Origin of the sequence: Pedobacter sp. CG_S7, assembly GCF_040544395.1 — a bacterium.
In the GTDB taxonomy this organism is placed as follows: Bacteria; Bacteroidota; Bacteroidia; order Sphingobacteriales; family Sphingobacteriaceae; genus Pedobacter.
This window is the reverse complement of sequence record NZ_JBEONS010000001.1, coordinates 21964-37689: the sequence shown is the minus strand read 5'-3', so window position 1 is coordinate 37689 and position 15726 is coordinate 21964. Positions and strand designations below refer to the sequence as shown.

The 15726-nt window shown below is 36.8% G+C and carries 19 protein-coding genes and 1 pseudogene; 12 read left to right on the top strand and 8 right to left on the bottom strand.

Annotation, left to right across the window (positions count from 1 at the left end):
• Positions 1–42 precede the first annotated feature (42 nt).
• Together AAKU52_RS00190 and AAKU52_RS00185 are read right to left on the bottom strand one after the other, a co-directional pair.
• Positions 43–1032: an FKBP-type peptidyl-prolyl cis-trans isomerase gene (locus tag AAKU52_RS00190; RefSeq protein ID WP_354328965.1), complete on the bottom strand. Its 990-nt coding sequence runs from the start codon at positions 1030–1032 to the stop codon at positions 43–45.
• A 99-nt stretch (positions 1033–1131) separates the two neighbouring features.
• Complete coding sequence (locus AAKU52_RS00185) at positions 1132–2142, bottom strand: DHH family phosphoesterase (protein ID WP_354328963.1); 1011 nt, start codon at positions 2140–2142, stop codon at positions 1132–1134.
• Between the two features lie 105 nt (positions 2143–2247).
• On the opposite strand from AAKU52_RS00185, the gene AAKU52_RS00180 reads away from it, so the two are divergent.
• The 3 genes from AAKU52_RS00180 (at position 2248) to AAKU52_RS00170 (ending at position 3723) form a co-directional block, all read left to right on the top strand.
• Complete coding sequence (locus AAKU52_RS00180; protein ID WP_354328961.1) at positions 2248–2667, top strand: nucleoside-diphosphate kinase; 420 nt, start codon at positions 2248–2250, stop codon at positions 2665–2667.
• A 91-nt stretch (positions 2668–2758) separates the two neighbouring features.
• Positions 2759–3493 (top strand): BamJ family beta-barrel-assembly machinery protein, encoded by a 735-nt coding sequence (bamJ, locus tag AAKU52_RS00175; protein WP_354328959.1) that lies wholly within the window; start codon positions 2759–2761, stop codon positions 3491–3493.
• 56 nt (positions 3494–3549) lie between these two features.
• Positions 3550–3723 carry a hypothetical protein gene (locus AAKU52_RS00170; RefSeq protein WP_354328957.1) on the top strand — a complete coding sequence of 58 codons (174 nt, stop codon included), beginning with the start codon at positions 3550–3552 and terminating at the stop codon, positions 3721–3723.
• A 3-nt stretch (positions 3724–3726) separates the two neighbouring features.
• Here AAKU52_RS00170 and AAKU52_RS00165 read toward each other — a convergent pair whose 3' ends face one another.
• Both AAKU52_RS00165 and recF read right to left on the bottom strand, forming a co-directional pair.
• Positions 3727–4017: a DciA family protein gene (locus AAKU52_RS00165; RefSeq protein ID WP_354328955.1), complete on the bottom strand. Its 291-nt coding sequence runs from the start codon at positions 4015–4017 to the stop codon at positions 3727–3729.
• Positions 4010–5113 (bottom strand): DNA replication/repair protein RecF, encoded by a 1104-nt coding sequence (gene recF / locus AAKU52_RS00160; RefSeq protein WP_354328953.1) that lies wholly within the window; start codon positions 5111–5113, stop codon positions 4010–4012. The genes AAKU52_RS00165 and recF overlap by 8 nt, the downstream gene beginning before the upstream one ends.
• Before the next feature lie 127 nt (positions 5114–5240).
• On the opposite strand from recF, the gene AAKU52_RS00155 reads away from it, so the two are divergent.
• From AAKU52_RS00155 to ytxJ, 3 genes are all read left to right on the top strand, one after another.
• Positions 5241–5909: a tetratricopeptide repeat protein gene (locus AAKU52_RS00155; RefSeq protein ID WP_354328951.1), complete on the top strand. Its 669-nt coding sequence runs from the start codon at positions 5241–5243 to the stop codon at positions 5907–5909.
• A 72-nt stretch (positions 5910–5981) separates the two neighbouring features.
• Complete coding sequence (ribH, locus tag AAKU52_RS00150; RefSeq protein ID WP_354328949.1) at positions 5982–6473, top strand: 6,7-dimethyl-8-ribityllumazine synthase; 492 nt, start codon at positions 5982–5984, stop codon at positions 6471–6473.
• A 37-nt stretch (positions 6474–6510) separates the two neighbouring features.
• A complete protein-coding gene (gene ytxJ, locus AAKU52_RS00145) occupies positions 6511–6843 on the top strand; it encodes a bacillithiol system redox-active protein YtxJ (RefSeq protein ID WP_354328947.1) in 333 nt (110 codons plus the stop codon).
• Here the strand turns inward: ytxJ and AAKU52_RS00140 are convergent.
• Entirely contained in the window at positions 6833–7237 is a 405-nt protein-coding gene (locus AAKU52_RS00140; protein WP_354328944.1) for an OsmC family protein, read from the bottom strand. The two genes, ytxJ and AAKU52_RS00140, sit on opposite strands and share 11 nt — an antisense overlap.
• 91 nt (positions 7238–7328) lie before the next feature.
• Here AAKU52_RS00140 and lipA point away from each other — a divergent pair, with 91 nt between their 5' ends.
• Positions 7329–8207 carry a lipoyl synthase gene (gene lipA / locus AAKU52_RS00135; RefSeq protein ID WP_354328942.1) on the top strand — a complete coding sequence of 293 codons (879 nt, stop codon included), beginning with the start codon at positions 7329–7331 and terminating at the stop codon, positions 8205–8207.
• 29 nt (positions 8208–8236) lie between these two features.
• Here lipA and AAKU52_RS00130 read toward each other — a convergent pair whose 3' ends face one another.
• The 3 genes from AAKU52_RS00130 to AAKU52_RS00120 all read right to left on the bottom strand — a co-directional run bounded on the left by AAKU52_RS00130 (position 8237) and on the right by AAKU52_RS00120 (position 11514).
• Complete coding sequence (locus tag AAKU52_RS00130) at positions 8237–9727, bottom strand: NAD(P)H-hydrate dehydratase (RefSeq protein WP_354328940.1); 1491 nt, start codon at positions 9725–9727, stop codon at positions 8237–8239.
• A 22-nt stretch (positions 9728–9749) separates the two neighbouring features.
• Complete coding sequence (locus tag AAKU52_RS00125) at positions 9750–10781, bottom strand: GntR family transcriptional regulator (RefSeq protein ID WP_354328938.1); 1032 nt, start codon at positions 10779–10781, stop codon at positions 9750–9752.
• Between the two features lie 358 nt (positions 10782–11139).
• Complete coding sequence (locus AAKU52_RS00120) at positions 11140–11514, bottom strand: glycoside hydrolase family 78 protein (protein WP_354328936.1); 375 nt, start codon at positions 11512–11514, stop codon at positions 11140–11142.
• A 300-nt stretch (positions 11515–11814) separates the two neighbouring features.
• Here AAKU52_RS00120 and map point away from each other — a divergent pair, with 300 nt between their 5' ends.
• The 5 genes and pseudogenes from map (at position 11815) to AAKU52_RS00095 (ending at position 15712) form a co-directional block, all read left to right on the top strand.
• Positions 11815–12639 carry a type I methionyl aminopeptidase gene (map, locus tag AAKU52_RS00115; RefSeq protein ID WP_354328934.1) on the top strand — a complete coding sequence of 275 codons (825 nt, stop codon included), beginning with the start codon at positions 11815–11817 and terminating at the stop codon, positions 12637–12639.
• A gap of 52 nt (positions 12640–12691) precedes the next feature.
• The gene (locus AAKU52_RS00110) at positions 12692–13291 is read left to right on the top strand and encodes an HPP family protein (RefSeq protein WP_354328932.1); all 600 of its coding nucleotides are present in this window, start codon (positions 12692–12694) and stop codon (positions 13289–13291) included.
• Positions 13292–14035: 744 nt separating this feature from the next.
• Positions 14036–14826 (top strand): annotated as a pseudogene (locus tag AAKU52_RS00105) (SDR family NAD(P)-dependent oxidoreductase).
• A complete protein-coding gene (locus tag AAKU52_RS00100; RefSeq protein ID WP_354328930.1) occupies positions 14823–15032 on the top strand; it encodes a hypothetical protein in 210 nt (69 codons plus the stop codon). Before AAKU52_RS00105 ends, AAKU52_RS00100 begins: the two are co-directional and overlap by 4 nt.
• The gene (locus AAKU52_RS00095; protein ID WP_354328928.1) at positions 15029–15712 is read left to right on the top strand and encodes a glycoside hydrolase family 130 protein; all 684 of its coding nucleotides are present in this window, start codon (positions 15029–15031) and stop codon (positions 15710–15712) included. The genes AAKU52_RS00100 and AAKU52_RS00095 overlap by 4 nt, the downstream gene beginning before the upstream one ends.
• Positions 15713–15726: the final 14 nt, after the last annotated feature.

The window sequence follows — 15726 nt, the reverse complement described above, 5'->3', positions numbered from 1 at the left end:
AAAGCCTTTTAAAACACATCTGGATTTTATGCCGGATGCTTATTATTTAATTGGAGCAGCAGGTGGAGCTGTAGCAGCAGGTGCCGCTTCTGGTTTTTTGATATCTGTTAATTCAACTTCAAAAACCAATGGAGTAAACGGATTGATACCACCCTGAGGCATACCATTCTCGCCATAACCCAATTTTGAAGGAATAATGAAAGTAGCTTTACCACCTTTACCTAATAATTGCAGGCCTTCATCAAAACCAGGAATTGCTTTTCCAAGAGAAAATTCACGTGGACCATATTGTGCTCCAGCATTGAATTTACCAGTTTCTTTAGCGATTTTAGCATCACTGGTATCAAAAATATTGTCCTTACCATCTGTTTTTTTAGTGGTTAGTTTACCAGTATAGTTGACCATTATCACATCACCTAAAACAGGTTTTTGCGCAGAACCAGGATTAGTAATTACATATTGCAGACCAGAAGCTGTAGTTTGAACTTTTAGTTTGTTATCAGCAATGTATTTTTTAATTTTTCCATCTTCAGAAGCTTTGTGTTTATCAATAGCAGCCTGGTAATCTTTTTGGAAAAAATCTTTTGCTTTATTCTGAAAAACAGAATCAACTTCTTTTGGATCTTTATGTAATACTTTTTCAACTTTAACGGTAAAAATTAAAAATTTATCGTTTTTAAGGGCTTCTGGTTTTGGTTGACCAGAATGTTTAGCCATTGTATCAAGGTTTAATTTAAAAGTAGCACTATCACCTTCACCAAAAAGATAAAGCACATCATTCATATCACCATCATACACTTTCTTCCCTACAGGAAATACTTGTGGTTGTTCCAGGTCATAGGTATTTGCCATAATTGAATCTTTTTCATTTTTCTGAATAAAGTTCAATTTAATGATGTCTCCTTCTTTGATTTTTTCTTTTCCTTCTGATTTATGTATGGTATACATTAAACCTCCTGGTCCTTTTTTTTCGTTGTTACAGGCAGTTAGACCGAGTGTAGCTGCAAAAATAATTACTAAACTTTTTTTCATTGCGTTTTTTATCTTTTTTTAATGTAGGTCAAAAACCCTTAACGGGTCTTTATTTTGTTAATTTTTATTTATGTTTTGAAGCCTCACGGCATTCAATATTTAAAGCAATAATTGCGTTTTGTATTCAGGTAATATATCTTTAAAATAAGCGACCGTATCGTCGAGTCCCTTTTCAGAAACCCCACCGGCAGCATTTCTATGTCCACCACCATCGAAATATTTCCTACATATTTCATTTGCAGGAAAATCTCCTGTAGAGCGTAAAGATATTTTAACTTTATCTTTTCTTTCAATAATAAAAGCTGCCAGCCTGATCCCATTCACAGATAAGGCATAATTCACTATACCTTCCGTATCGCCGGTAACAATTTTATAATGTTTTAACTCCTCGGCAGTAACGGTAATAATAGCGGTGTTTAAATCTTTTAAGATTTCCAGCTTATTTGACAAACAATGACCCAAGAAACGTAAACGGTTTTCTGTAGCATTATCGTATACCAACTGGTGTATTCTCCAGTGCTCAGCACCAGCATCGATCAAGTCTGCCCCTATGCGGTATACCGTAGAATTGGCAGATGGGAAACGAAAAGATCCAGAATCAGTCATAATTCCGGTGTATAGACAGGTAGCAATGTCTTTTGACATTAGCGCACCGTCTTCTAATTCGTTGACAATAAAATCGTAAACCAATTGTGCAGCAGCGCACGCATTGATATTCCAATGTCTGTAGTCATCAAAATCTTCCGGGTCAAGGTGATGATCAATCATTACTTTATAAGCACTGGCAGCACGGATAATTTCACCCAATTCATTGATTCTACTCAGCGTATTAAAATCCAGGCAGAAAACCAAAGCAGCTTCGGCAATCAGATGGTCGGCCTTTTGTTGCTCCTCAGTGTAAATAATAACATCCGAATTGTTGGGCAGCCAGTGCAGGAAATAAGGATAATCTGTAGGGGTAATAACCTTAACATGATGCCCTTTCTGGATCAAATAGGCGTAAAGACCCAATGAAGATCCCATTGCATCGCCATCTGGCTTATGATGGGTAGTTATTACAATTTTTTGTGGCGTTGCCAGCAAAGATTTTAGTTCAGAAAGAGATAGCATATTTGGTTACAAAGCTAACAATTTAATGATGAATTAAAGCTCAAAATATTTCAAGCTTTAATATTAAGGGTTTAATATGTAATTTCGCAAAAAAATATAAATAAAATGGCTACAAATAGAACTTTTACAATGATCAAGCCTGATGCTGTGGCTAATGGACACATCGGAGCAATCATCAATGACATTACTGCCGCAGGATTTAAAATCGTTGCTTTAAAATACACTAAATTATCTGCTGAAACTGCTGGTAAATTTTACGAAATTCATAAAGAACGTCCTTTTTATACTGATCTAGTGAACTTTATGTCTTCAGGACCTATCGTTGCTGCTATCTTAGAAAAAGACAATGCAATTGAAGATTTCAGAAAATTAATTGGTGCTACTGACCCATCTAAAGCAGACGAAGGAACAATTCGTCAAAAATATGCGAAATCAATTGATGCAAATGCAGTTCATGGTTCAGATTCGGACGAGAATGCACAAATTGAAGGCAACTTCTTTTTTACTGCTGACGAACGTTTTTAATTTAACCCGAAACGCTATTTAAAAAATAAGCACCCCCAAAAGGTGCTTATTTTTTTGAGTTATGCTACCTACTTTAAAAAACGAAAACAACATGAAAAAAAACCTCATTACTTTAACGCTATTGCTTGCTGCCTTTACAACCTTTGGGCAAAAAAAAACTGCCAATCCAGCAAAAGCAACCATAAAAAAACAAACAGCTCCAGTTAAAATAAATGAACCAGGTTTGAAAAGCGGACTTGATTCTGCCAGTTATTCCTTTGGACTGATTATGGCCACAAACTTAAAAACGCAAGGATTAACAGGGTTAAATTACGACTTCATGGTAAGGGGCTTAAAAGATGCCTTTAACAGCCAGAAACCTATGCTCAGTGCCGAAAATGCACAAACTGCCATCGGCAACTTTTTTAAAGAATCCAGCAAACTTAAATATGCAGCAACCATTGCTGCAGGTAAGGCATTTTTTGAAAGCAATAAAAAAGCAGCAGGCATAATCACTACCGTTAGTGGTTTACAGTACCAGGTATTAAAAACTGGAAGTGGTGAAAAACCTGGAGCAACAACCAGTGTTACTGTACATTATAAAGGTACATTGTTAAATGGAACACCGTTCGACAACTCTTATGATAGAGGAGAGCCTAATACATTTGCAGTAAATAACGTCATTGCAGGTTGGACAGAAGGTTTACAGTTAATGCAGAAGGGCGCTAAATTCAAGTTTTTTGTTCCTTACAATTTAGCGTACGGCGAACGTGCCCCAGGCCCGGAGATACCAGCATTCAGTGATTTGATTTTTGAAATCGAATTACTTAAAATTGATGGTAAATAAGCAAGGCACAAACCATTTTCTTTTTTTATTGTTGTGAATAGAAAAATAAAATGAATATGAAAAAGTATTTCCCACTAGCCATGGTGGCTTTTTTAGCCACAACATTAACCAGTTGCGCCGCAATTGAAGGAATTTTTAAGGCAGGACTCTGGACTGGAATAATTTTAGTGGTATTGGTTCTTGCCTTAATTATATGGGTAATAAGCAAGGTATTTGGTGGTAAGGGTTAAGTATTACAAAAACACAATATCCGTAATAACTTCAGAACCGGTTCGTTCATTTAATTTTTGGATGATACCGGTTCTCACCATTAAAAGTTCGTTTTTAATAACTGAAGATTCAATTCTTACAAATAGCTTTTGATGGGCTACATATATCTGGGTGGTTCTGTTGGCAACTGCTTTACCCATAATTTCTGGCCATAGCGCTACTATTGAAGTTTGATCGAACCTACCCCTTAATTTATATACGGAAAGCATTTTATCTATACCTTCTTTCAAGGTAATGTCATTGGGTTTACGCATGATTTACGGTTCCATTATTTACGTCGAACAAAGTTACGGGAACATTAATGCTATTAAAAATTTTTAACACTCTTTCTCTTCCCGTATCCGTAATAAAGATCTGACCAAAATCCTGATGTGACACCATCTCCATCAACTTATGCATCCGCTGGTCATCTAGTTTATCAAAGATATCATCTAGCAGCAACAAGGGCTTAAAGCCTTTATACTTCTGCAAGTAAGCATATTGAGCTAACTTAAGAGCTATTAAAAAAGATTTCTGCTGCCCATGGGAGCCAAACTTTTTTAATGGCATGTCTGCTATTGTAAACAACAGGTCATCTTTATGAATGCCCATCGTTGTCCTTTCCAGAATTTTATCTTTTTCGGCAGCTTGAGTCAGTAAATACTGGAAGGAATTATCCTTCAACTGAGAAGAATAAAACAAGCTAACTTCTTCTCTGTCATCAGTAAGGAAAGAATAATATTTATTGAACAAAGGAATAAATTCCTCCATAAATTCTTTACGCTTTTTAAACAGTTTATTACCGGATACCACCAATTGCTCATCAAAAATTTGCAGCAATGCAGGATCATATTTACGTGTAACAGCAATTTGTTTGAGTAATGCATTCCTGTTTAACAAATGCCTATTGTATAGCATCAATTCATCCAGGTAGCGGGAGTCGGTTTGTGAAATCACGTTATCCATAAAACGCCTACGTTCCTCACTACCTTCCATAATAATATTGATATCGTAGGGAGAAATCATCACTACGGGAAATAATCCAATATGGTCAGCAAGTTTTTCGTATTCCTTTTTATTGCGCTTAAACTGTTTCTTCTGATTCCTTTTTACACCACAGGTAATTTTCTCATTTTTGAGCTGTCGATCAAAATCACCCTGAATCAAAAAAAGATCCTCACCTGTTTTAATCTGCTGACTGTCAATAGGATTAAAATAACCTTTACACAGACATAAATAATGTATGGCATCGAGCAAATTGGTTTTACCACCTCCATTATTGCCTACAAATGCATTAACTGACTTTGAAAAACGGACATCAGCATCAGCATAATTCTTGAAATTTAAAAGGGTAATATTTTTTAACCACATAGTTTATACTAACAAAGTTACCCTTTAGCAGCGTTAAAACATTAAACTTTAATTAAATACTAAAGAAAGGGGTTGATACTTTGATCGAAAAACGTATTTTTGCAATCCTTAATCTTTTAAAAAGAAAATGTCCACAACAGAAAAAGAAATAATCAACCCTGTTAAAAAAGGTTCTTTTGTACAAGAGAACTCTAAAAGCCTATTATTTATTATAGGTGCAGTAGTGGTATTAATCGGTATTTATATCTGGTATCAAAACGTTTATTTATCAGACAGAGCTCAAGAAGCTTCTGCAAAGATGTACAAAGCAGAACAATACTTAGGTGTTGATTCCTTAGCTAACAAAGCCTTAAAGGGTGATGGCGGTTATCCTGGTTTTGAAGAAATTGCAAACGAGTATGATAACACAAAATCGGCAAACTTAGCTAACCTTTATTTAGGTGGCATTTATTTGCGTAAAGGAGAATACAAAAAAGCAACAGAAGCACTGGGTAAATATTCAGAAACCGGCAGTCCGGTTGCTGATCCTTTAGCTTTAGGCTTATTAGGTGATGCTTATAGCGAATTAAAAGATTACAAACAAGCAGCTACTTATTACAAGAAAGCTGCAGATAAAGCAAGTAATAAATTTACGTCGCCAATGTTCCTTAAAAAATTAGGCTTAGTTTATGAGCAGTTAAAAGATTATAAATCTGCTAAAGATGCTTATACTAAGATTGTAAAAGAATTCCCTGCCAGTCAGGAAGCGGCTATGATTGATGCATATATTGCACGTACTGAAGCGCAAATTAATTAAAATCATTAAAATATTTGATTAGGCTAACCCAAAAGGTTAGCCTTTTTTGTAGGCAATCCTTATCTTTACACCATGGCAACACAACTAAAAAACCTGTCAGATTTTTCACACACTACTGTTCCAGATGCAAGTAACTACCATTTCGCTATTGCAGTTGCAGAATGGAATGCAGAAATAACCGGTGCCCTTTACAATGGTGCATTGGCAACACTGCTACAACACGGTGTTAAAGAAGCCCACATTATTTCGGTTGCCGTTCCGGGTAGTTTTGAACTTACCAGCGCAGCAGAAATTCTTTTGAACAAACACGCACACCTAGATGCTGTTATTTGTCTGGGTTGCGTTATACAGGGTGACACCAAGCATTTTGATTTCATTTGTGATGCAGTAGCACAAGGAATTACACAGGTTGGTATTAAACACAGCAAGCCTGTAATATTTGGTGTACTGACTACAAACGACCAACAACAAGCCATTGACCGTGCTGGTGGCAAACACGGAAACAAAGGAGATGAAGCAGCGATAACCGCCATTAAAATGGCCGATCTTGTTGCTAAACTATAATAAAACCCATTTAACAGCAAACGAAAAATAAATAGAGATGGAGTGGAAAAAACTAACTGATATCGCACAAATAGCCGAAATTAAACAACAGGCTGGCTATAGCTTAATTTTTAAACACAGTACCCGTTGCTCGGTGAGCATGATGGCGAAAAGAAAATTTGAAATGGATTGGGAAGTAATTCCTGCTGCAACAAATCTTTACTTTTTAGACTTAATCAGCTATCGCGACATTTCTGTGCAGATAGCTGAAATTTTCGAGGTTCACCATGAATCCCCGCAAATATTAGTCATTAAAGACGGTGAATGTATCCTTGACGCATCCCATGGCGATATTTCTGCCGAGGAGGTCGCCGAAACGATTAATAATTAAAAGTAACGGTTTTGGTAATTTCTGGATGAATGCTGTAAGCAACCGGACAAGTAACTGCTGACCTTTCAATAATGGTCTTCACCTTGTCGGAATATTCATTTACAGGGAACTGAAAATTGACTACGATTTCGACAACACGTCTTGGATGTTCTGCCATCACTTTGGTAATTTCACAAGTGGTGCCATCAATATCAAAACCGTGCTCATTTGCAGCAATGCCAATAATAGTAAGCATGCAATTGCCTAATGATGTTGCTAGAAGATCTGTTGGAGAAAAGGCTTCGCCCTTGCCCTTATTATCTATAGGGGCGTCGGTGATCATTTCATTTCCAGAACGTTCATGGATGGAGGTTGTTCTTAAACCACCGTTGTAAGTTATTTTTGAAGTTGCCATAAAATCGTTTTTTGACTACAAGATTACCATTATTTTTTTGGATATCAACTTGTGGAAGACACAAGTCAATCCTATTGCTTAACTTTGCCTCATGATCGAACTTCCGGTTGTTTCAGCAATCCCAATACAACGCAAACCAGATTGGCTTAGAGTTAAGCTGCCTGTTGGTAAAGAATATGCTCAAGTACGCAGTTTAGTGGACACGCATAAATTACACACCATTTGTGAAAGTGGTAATTGTCCGAATATGGGCGAGTGCTGGGGCGCAGGTACTGCAACTTTCATGATTTTAGGAAACATCTGCACCCGCTCCTGCTCTTTTTGCGCAGTAGCCACAGGAAGACCTCTTGCCGTGGATGTTGATGAACCTAACCGTGTTGCCAATTCCGTAAAACTGATGCAGGTGAAGCATTGTGTAATTACTTCGGTTGACAGGGATGATTTGAAAGATGGTGGCTCTATTATTTGGGCAGAAACCTTGCAGGCCATCCGTCGCGAAAGTCCGCAAACTACTCTTGAGACTTTAATTCCTGATTTCAGAGGGGTATGGGCTAACCTGGAACGGGTACTAGAAGAACTTCCTGAAGTCGTTTCTCACAATATGGAAACGGTAAAAAGGCTGACCAAACAGGTTAGAATTCAAGCGAAATATGACAGAAGTCTGGAATGTTTAAAACGTATTTCTGAAGCTGGAGTAAGAACCAAAACCGGTATCATGCTCGGTCTTGGCGAAACTGAAGAAGATGTTTTTGAAGCAATGGATGATATTGTTGCTAATGGTGTCCATATTTTAACCCTTGGCCAATACTTACAACCTACCCGCAATCACCACCCTGTTGTTGATTGGATCCATCCTGATCAATTTGCAAAATATAAAGAGGTTGGTCTGTCTAAAGGCTTAAGGTATGTTGAAAGCGGACCATTGGTGCGTTCTTCTTACCATGCAGAAAAGCATTTATTTGAGTTTTAACCTCCTTAAAATGGTGTTGCTTTTAACCATCAGCCAATGATGTGGCGCACTACCTGTGGTATATTTTCAGCTAATTGAGAGGCGGTGATATTAAAATGGTCAACCGCTAAATCATCACCTGATTTTCCATGGAAATAACAAGCTGCTATTGCAGCCTCTTCAGCCGGGATACCTTGTGCCAGATAAGCGGTAAGCACCCCCGTTAACACATCTCCCATGCCACCTTGTGCCATTCCAGAATTTCCTGTTGGATTGATATGCACCATTCCACCCCTGGAAACAATAAAAGTATATTGGTTTTTAAGCACAATGACACTTTTTAATTTCACCGCCTGTTTGCTTGCCGTAGCTAAACGTTCGTACCAGGAATTATGCTTTCCGAACAATTGATCAAACTCTTTCACATGAGGCGTTAAAACAGATCCTGAACTTACCAAAACAAGAAGTTCCTGATGCTTAGCCAGTAGATTTAAGGCATCCGCATCTAAAACTAATGCTCTCTTTAAAAGCAGCATTTCTTCTAACAAAGTTTTAGCCACTACACTTGTGCCCAATCCACTGCCAATAGCAATGGCATTATATTTAGCTGCATGATTACCCAGTCCTTCACGCGCTGCATACATCACTTCCGGCAATGCCGTATTTAATGTGGCTAAACCGCTCTCGGGAATGGAAAGGGTAGTTAAACCAGCACCAGCATACAGACAACCCTTTGCATTTAAAATAGCAGCACCCATGGTTTGAGTAGCTCCTGCAACAAGCAGTGCATGTCCATAGGTACCTTTGTGACTAAAGTTTTTCCGAGGTTTTAGAATTTTCCTGATATCGGAGATTTCCACCAGCTTAAAAATAGAAGGCAGATTTTGAATATAACTTTCGTCAAGACCTATATCCATTACCTCAAATTGCTCGGTTGCCTGCACCGATTCAGGGAAAAAGAAGTTTATCTTGGGACGCTGGAAACAAATCGTTTTAAAAGCTTTAATTCCATTATAATTGGCTGGCAGCACCCCCTCCGCAAAAAACCCAGTAGGCACATCAACGGCATATATTGTTTTATTTAACCCATTAATCAAGCTTACCAGTGCTTCCATTTTTCCGGTTAAAGGTTTATTTAAACCCGAACCTATTAAAGCATCAATAATGATAGTTGTTGTTTGCAGATTTTTAATTTCTGCCACATCCTGAATAGCAACAATATCAACTGGCAGATTCTTTAGCCGTTGCAAATTTGCAGAAAAATCATCGCTTTGCTGCGCTGTAAAATTAGCAATAAAGACCTTTAGGTTTTTATAATGATTGTTAAATAACAATCGGGCAATAGCCAGACCATCGCCACCATTATTTCCTTGTCCACAAAAAACAGCAATGGCCTTGTCGTAGCCCAAATTCTCTCGCAACAATGCAGTAACAAATGCCTCCGCAGCTCTTTCCATTAAATTTACCGAAGAAATAGGTTTATTGCTGATGGTGAAAGTATCAGCCATTCGCATTTGGGCAGTGGTAAGAAGCGTTTGCATTACGCTAAGTTAGGTATTTGTTTTATAATGAAGGCCTTAGGGTAAGATAAAATGGTGCCTCCTGATCCTGGCGACGTTGATTTTTAATAATTTCTGCTGCAAGAGTGCCCATCATTTGGAAGTCTGTTGAAATCGTAGTGATTCCATTGAGTAAAAATTTCTTTAATGGTGTTTCATTATAGGAAATGATCCCTACATCTGATCCTACCTTTAAATTTAAAGAAATAACCCGCTCAATTAAAATAACCAAGTCATCCTCCATCAAATTAATAAAAACTTCACCAGCCATTATCGGCTCATTCCTCACATCACTCACAATATGGTGGTTAAATGCATATTGCTGACAAAAGCGCTTAAAACCATTCACTATTTCTTGAGGAAAATAACCTCTTTTAGGGAATATTAATTTCAAAGTCTGGTACTTCATAAGCGCTTCTTTCGCTTCTGTTAATGCACTGTAAATATCCTTGTCAAAGTTTTCATAGATGGCAGAATATTGACCGTCAACACCCGGGACTTTCTTGTCAAGGAGAATCAATTTCTCTTTAGGCAGTGTGTTTATAATCTGTGCCGCATTTTCACCGCCTTCAACAAAATGAGGGATAATTACATAATGACTGTAGTCTGTACGTTTATTCTGAATTAGCTTTTTGAAGATCTTAAAATCATTATTATAGATATAGAAATCGATAACAGCATCCTCTCCTAATGCATCCGCAAAAGAATCAAATATTAATTTTTTATGAATTGATAATTTATTGAATAACAGAAAAATCTTAATCTTTTTCTTGAACTCCGTATTATCAATATAATAACCTTTACCTGGTACAGATAGAATGACACCTTTATTCTTCAAATATTTATAGCCCTTTTCTGCGGTATCCCTTGATACTTCAAGTACATAGCTCAACTCATTGATAGATGGCAAAATATCGTCCTTCTTTAATTTACCATCTTCAATAGCTTCAATAATTGAATCACTTAATTGCAAATACTTAGGTGTAGCAGAGTATTCATCTATATGAATTAAATTAAAAAATTCGGCTGGCTTCATCTTTAAAATTTAGTTAATAATTTAATTATCCTATTCCACTAATAAGGTAAGCTTAATTTACGCTGATGCAACCCTTTATAATATTGTTGCCAATTCAAAATGATAAGTTCCTGAATTCGCTACACCTGGTACACTAATCTTTGCCATTGCTATATCATCTACCTAAAGTAAAGAGATAAATAAAAGCTGGCAACCTGCGCTATCCTGTAAGATTTTACTTTATTTCAAATTCAAAAGTTCCAGCTTCCAATACTAAGCTGTCAACTACAACTTTACCTTGCTGATAAGCTTTTTGTCCGACTTTTAAAGGGAAAAACACAGTAGCGGTGGAATTTGCAGGGATAACTTCCACTGCAAGTTATATTCCCATCCTTATCCCATAGTTCAATAAGCCAATAATATTTGGTAAATGGTGCAACTCAGCACCATTATATTTAACCAAGTTTGCAGCGGTATTTACCTTTTTTGTATCCCATAAATCGCCTTTTCTTTTATTCACCTTTAAGGAATCCTTACTTAAGTAGAGACGGTAAGCTGTTTGTTTGGCACCCCGACGACTATCATCCATCATCCATGAAAAACGTGGATGGGCCTCATCAACACCAATAGGTTGAACCAGGTGCTCACATTTAAGGTCAAAAGGTTTACTGTTTTTTTGATATGCTTGTACTAAAGAATAAGAAAGCAATAGGATTACGCAAGAAAAAAGGAACTTAAAAAAAAACGATTTCATATAATTATAGTATAGCATTTTACAATCTTACTTCACAACAATACAATTAGCAACCTGTACTTTCCTGACTCCTAACAATGTGGTAAATTTAAAGAACATCGTTTTTGATTAAACAAGCTTAAACAAAAAGATTCGTTTAACAAGATACAACAAAAGGCCACTATTTAACAAATGCCTTATAAGTAACCCCCAGCTTTAGCATCTTTCTTTAAAAAAGACAAAGAAATTATAAGATGATGAGACTAACAAAACACTTGATCACTGAAAATTCGTATTTTTGCATTTAAGAAAAAAAATGTAATGAGTCTGTACAAAACGAATGAAGAAGTAGCAATTCAACGGGAAAGTTGTTTAATGGTAAGTGCAACAATTACTGAAGTTGCAAAAGCACTTAAGCCGGGCATCACGACGCTATCGCTTGATACAATGGCAGAAACTTTCATCAGGGATAATGGTGGAATTCCATCATGTAAAGGTTATCATGGCTATCCTTATTCATTATGCATCTCTGTTAACGAACAAGTTGTTCATGGTTTCCCGGGAATGTATATATTGAAAGAAGGAGATATAGTTTCCATCGATACCGTAGTTTTTAAGAATGGATTTCATGGAGACCATGCTTATACTTTTATTTTAGGGGAAACTTCACCAGAAATACTGGATTTTGTAAGGATTACCAAAGAGTCACTTTATGTTGGAATAGCACAAGCGGTGACTGGAAACCGTACTGGAGATATTGGCTTTGCTATTGAAAATTATACGAATGGGCAACATGGCTATGGCGTTGTGCGTGAAATGGTTGGTCACGGTGTAGGAAGAGAGATGCATGAAGATCCACAAATACCAAACTACGGCAGAAGGGGTAGCGGCAAGAAGCTACAGGAAAATATGGTTTTAGCAATAGAACCCATGATTACCATGGGTAGCCGTGAAATTTATACGCTGGATGATGGCTGGACAATAGCTACTGAAGACGGATTACCCGCCGTTCATTTTGAGCACAATGTTTGTGTTAAAAAAGGCAAGCCAGAAATACTTTCTGATTTCAGACCAATAGAAGCGGCAGAGAAACAAAACATCAATTTAAACAGCAGCTATTATCAAATTTTAGCAGAAAATCAATAAAACAGATTAAAGTAGCAGCGCAGCCCTAATCTGCGCTACTTCTTATTAATATATGAAGAAAACCCGCCTACGACGACATGTAAGAACAGCCAAATACATCTTTTATAAGGAAACTCTTGTAGATTACAAAGAGCATATATGGACTTTTATGGGTTCTTTCTTTGGTATTGGCTTATTAGGATTACTGCACAGCAAATATTTCAGTCCAACAGATAATTTATTTTTAATTGGTTCTTTTGGTGCCTCTTCCGTATTGGTATTTGGAATCATTAACAGTCCTTTAGCTCAACCTAGAAATCTAATTGGAGGACATGTGATCTGCGCATTAATTGGTGTTACTATACAAAAATTAATTCCTGGTGAGCTATGGCTTTCCTCTGCGCTTTCCGTTTCCTTAGCAATTGTTTTCATGCAAATCACAAAAACCCTTCACCCTCCAGGTGGTGCCACTGCATTAATTGCAAATATAGGATCAGAGAAAATAATATCGATGGGCTACTTCTATGTAATTAGTCCGGTTTTATCAAGTGCTTTCATTTTATTATTAGTAGCCATTTTTTTTAATAATAGGACATCCCATCGCAGTTATCCCAAGAATAGACATTGGTTTAAAGTTTGGCATCGGTACAAAAACAAAAATCAGCTATTATAGCAAAAACATTAAGTCTCTTATTTAAAAAGTGATTAAAACAAGTGCTTATTAACGAATAATTAATAATAACATTATACACTTTCCCTAATTTGCAGAAATTAAAAGTAATTAAGGTTTTGAATTATTTTTCTTATAATTGAATAGCAGAGATAAACTTTTAACAATTTTATTTTGACAACTTAATGAATGTAGTATTTAATGATTTAGATAAAAAACGATAAACATGCCCATAAATGTTCAAGTAAGAGCTGCAAAAGGAAATAGAAATTATATTCCTTAACGACCTCTCATTAAAAGAAATAATCCAATTGAACATTCATACAAGCATCTGTAGAGCTTGTTTGAGATATAAAAAACAAAGTCTGATAATTGAAAAACCCCTTCAGAAGCACATACAAATTTCAGATTCGGGAAATGCTCCTTTAATAAAGAATGAAACCCTGAAAGAAAAGATCAATAATAGCCTGTTATGAAACCGACCCTATTCATCTAAAAAACCTATCATTTAATATCTGATCTATTACCATTTTTATAAAACATTAGGTTGTATGTTACATTTAACCAGTTATTACTAATAACCTTACAACTATAGAGTATTCCCATCAATACCTTTCGTTTAATCTGCCAACATTAAAAATTAGTTGTCAGGTTTGTAAAATTCCTACAACTATTTGGCAATACCTTTGTTCATAATATAGCTGTAACTAATACAATGGTAGAGCAATAAAACAATCAAGTAAAGCAATGGGAACACATGATTTAAAGCGGCTAAAAGGTAAAGTTGCGGTTATTACAGGAGCAGATTCGGGAATAGGCCAGGCAATTGCCGCGGAATTGAGCATACAAGGTGCTCATATACTTATTCATTATCATTCTGATAAAAAGGGGGCAATCGAAACTTTAAAGATGGTTGAAGACAATGGCAGCACTGGTCTTGTATTTCAGGCAGATGTATCTGATTATGATCAGGTGAAGGAATTTTCAAAACAGCCCAATCTAAACTAGGGATACCCTGGATCCTGATAAACAGCGCCGGAATAGATTCATCAGGAAAAACCCTAGATGAAATTGACATAGAGTTGTTTGATAAAACTATCCGCACCAATTTATATGGCACCTTTTATAGTTGCAGGGAATTTATAAAAATAAGGAAGGCTGAGGGAGGAAACGGAAAGATCGTTAATATCACATCGGTACATGAAGATATACCCCGCGCCGGTGCGGCTGAATATTGCGCAAGTAAGGGTGCTGTACGTAATTTAACCCGGTGCCTTGCCTTGGAACTTGCAGAATTCAAGATCAATGTAAATAATCTGGCCCCTGGAATGGTATTAACACCAATGAATCAGGAAGCTATAGACGATCCGGAATTATTAAAAAAGCAGGTTCAGAATATTCCATGGAAACGTGCGGCAGAACCTTGGGAAATCGCAAAACTGGCCGCCTATCTCGTTTCTGAAGACTCTGCCTATGCTGCAGGACAAACATTTACCCTTGATGGAGGTTTAATGCAAAACTTGGGACAAGGAGCATGAAAGATTACAAAGTAAAAAAAATTGAGGAAATTAAGCTTGAATGCACATCTCCTTTATCAGGCATGTTCAAACTCAGTCCCTTTGTATGGAAAGAAAATGGCGTTTATAATATCATGCTTCGTGCCGTAAATCCTTCGGAGGATGCTACACAAAAATTGCAAGGGCTTATTACGGAACCTCAAAAAATGGACTTCATTTTAATATGAATGATGGACCCACTATTGCGCCCGGAACTAATAGCTATGATAAAGATGGTTGTGAAGACCCTACTGTAATTTGTGTAAATAATAATAATTATCTGGTTTATTATACGGGATGGAATCAAACCAAACTAGAAGGCCAGCTTTTATTTGCGGAAGGTAAAAACATGGAAACCCTGTCATTAAAGGGAATAGCAATACCAAGCCATGAGCCTTATATTAACCCAAAAGAAGCCACGGTTGCACAATTAAAGGATGGTAAATGGGTGCTCTTGTTTGAATATTCAAATGAAAGTCGTTCTAAACTTGGAAGGGCATTTAGTGAAAATCCCGATGGTCCCTGGAAAATAGAAGGTGAATATCTACCTGCTGTAGTAAATTCATGGGACTCCTATCATTTAAGTCCGGGACCTATATTGACAGATAGTTTAAATCAAACCGTTATGTTTTACAATGGGTCCGATGAAAACGCTCACTGGCATATTGGCTGGGCAAATTTGGATGCCCGGGGCAATGTCACTAAGCGTAGCAAATCCCCTCTTATCACACCTCCTAAAGGCAAGGATGGTGATAGCGATATTTCATTTGTTGCCTCGGCTGTACTGGTAGGCAAAGAAATATGGCTTTACTATTCTATCTCAGACAAATCTACGCACAGAGCCATTATCACTCTGGAAGAGCAATAGTCGCTTAAATCACT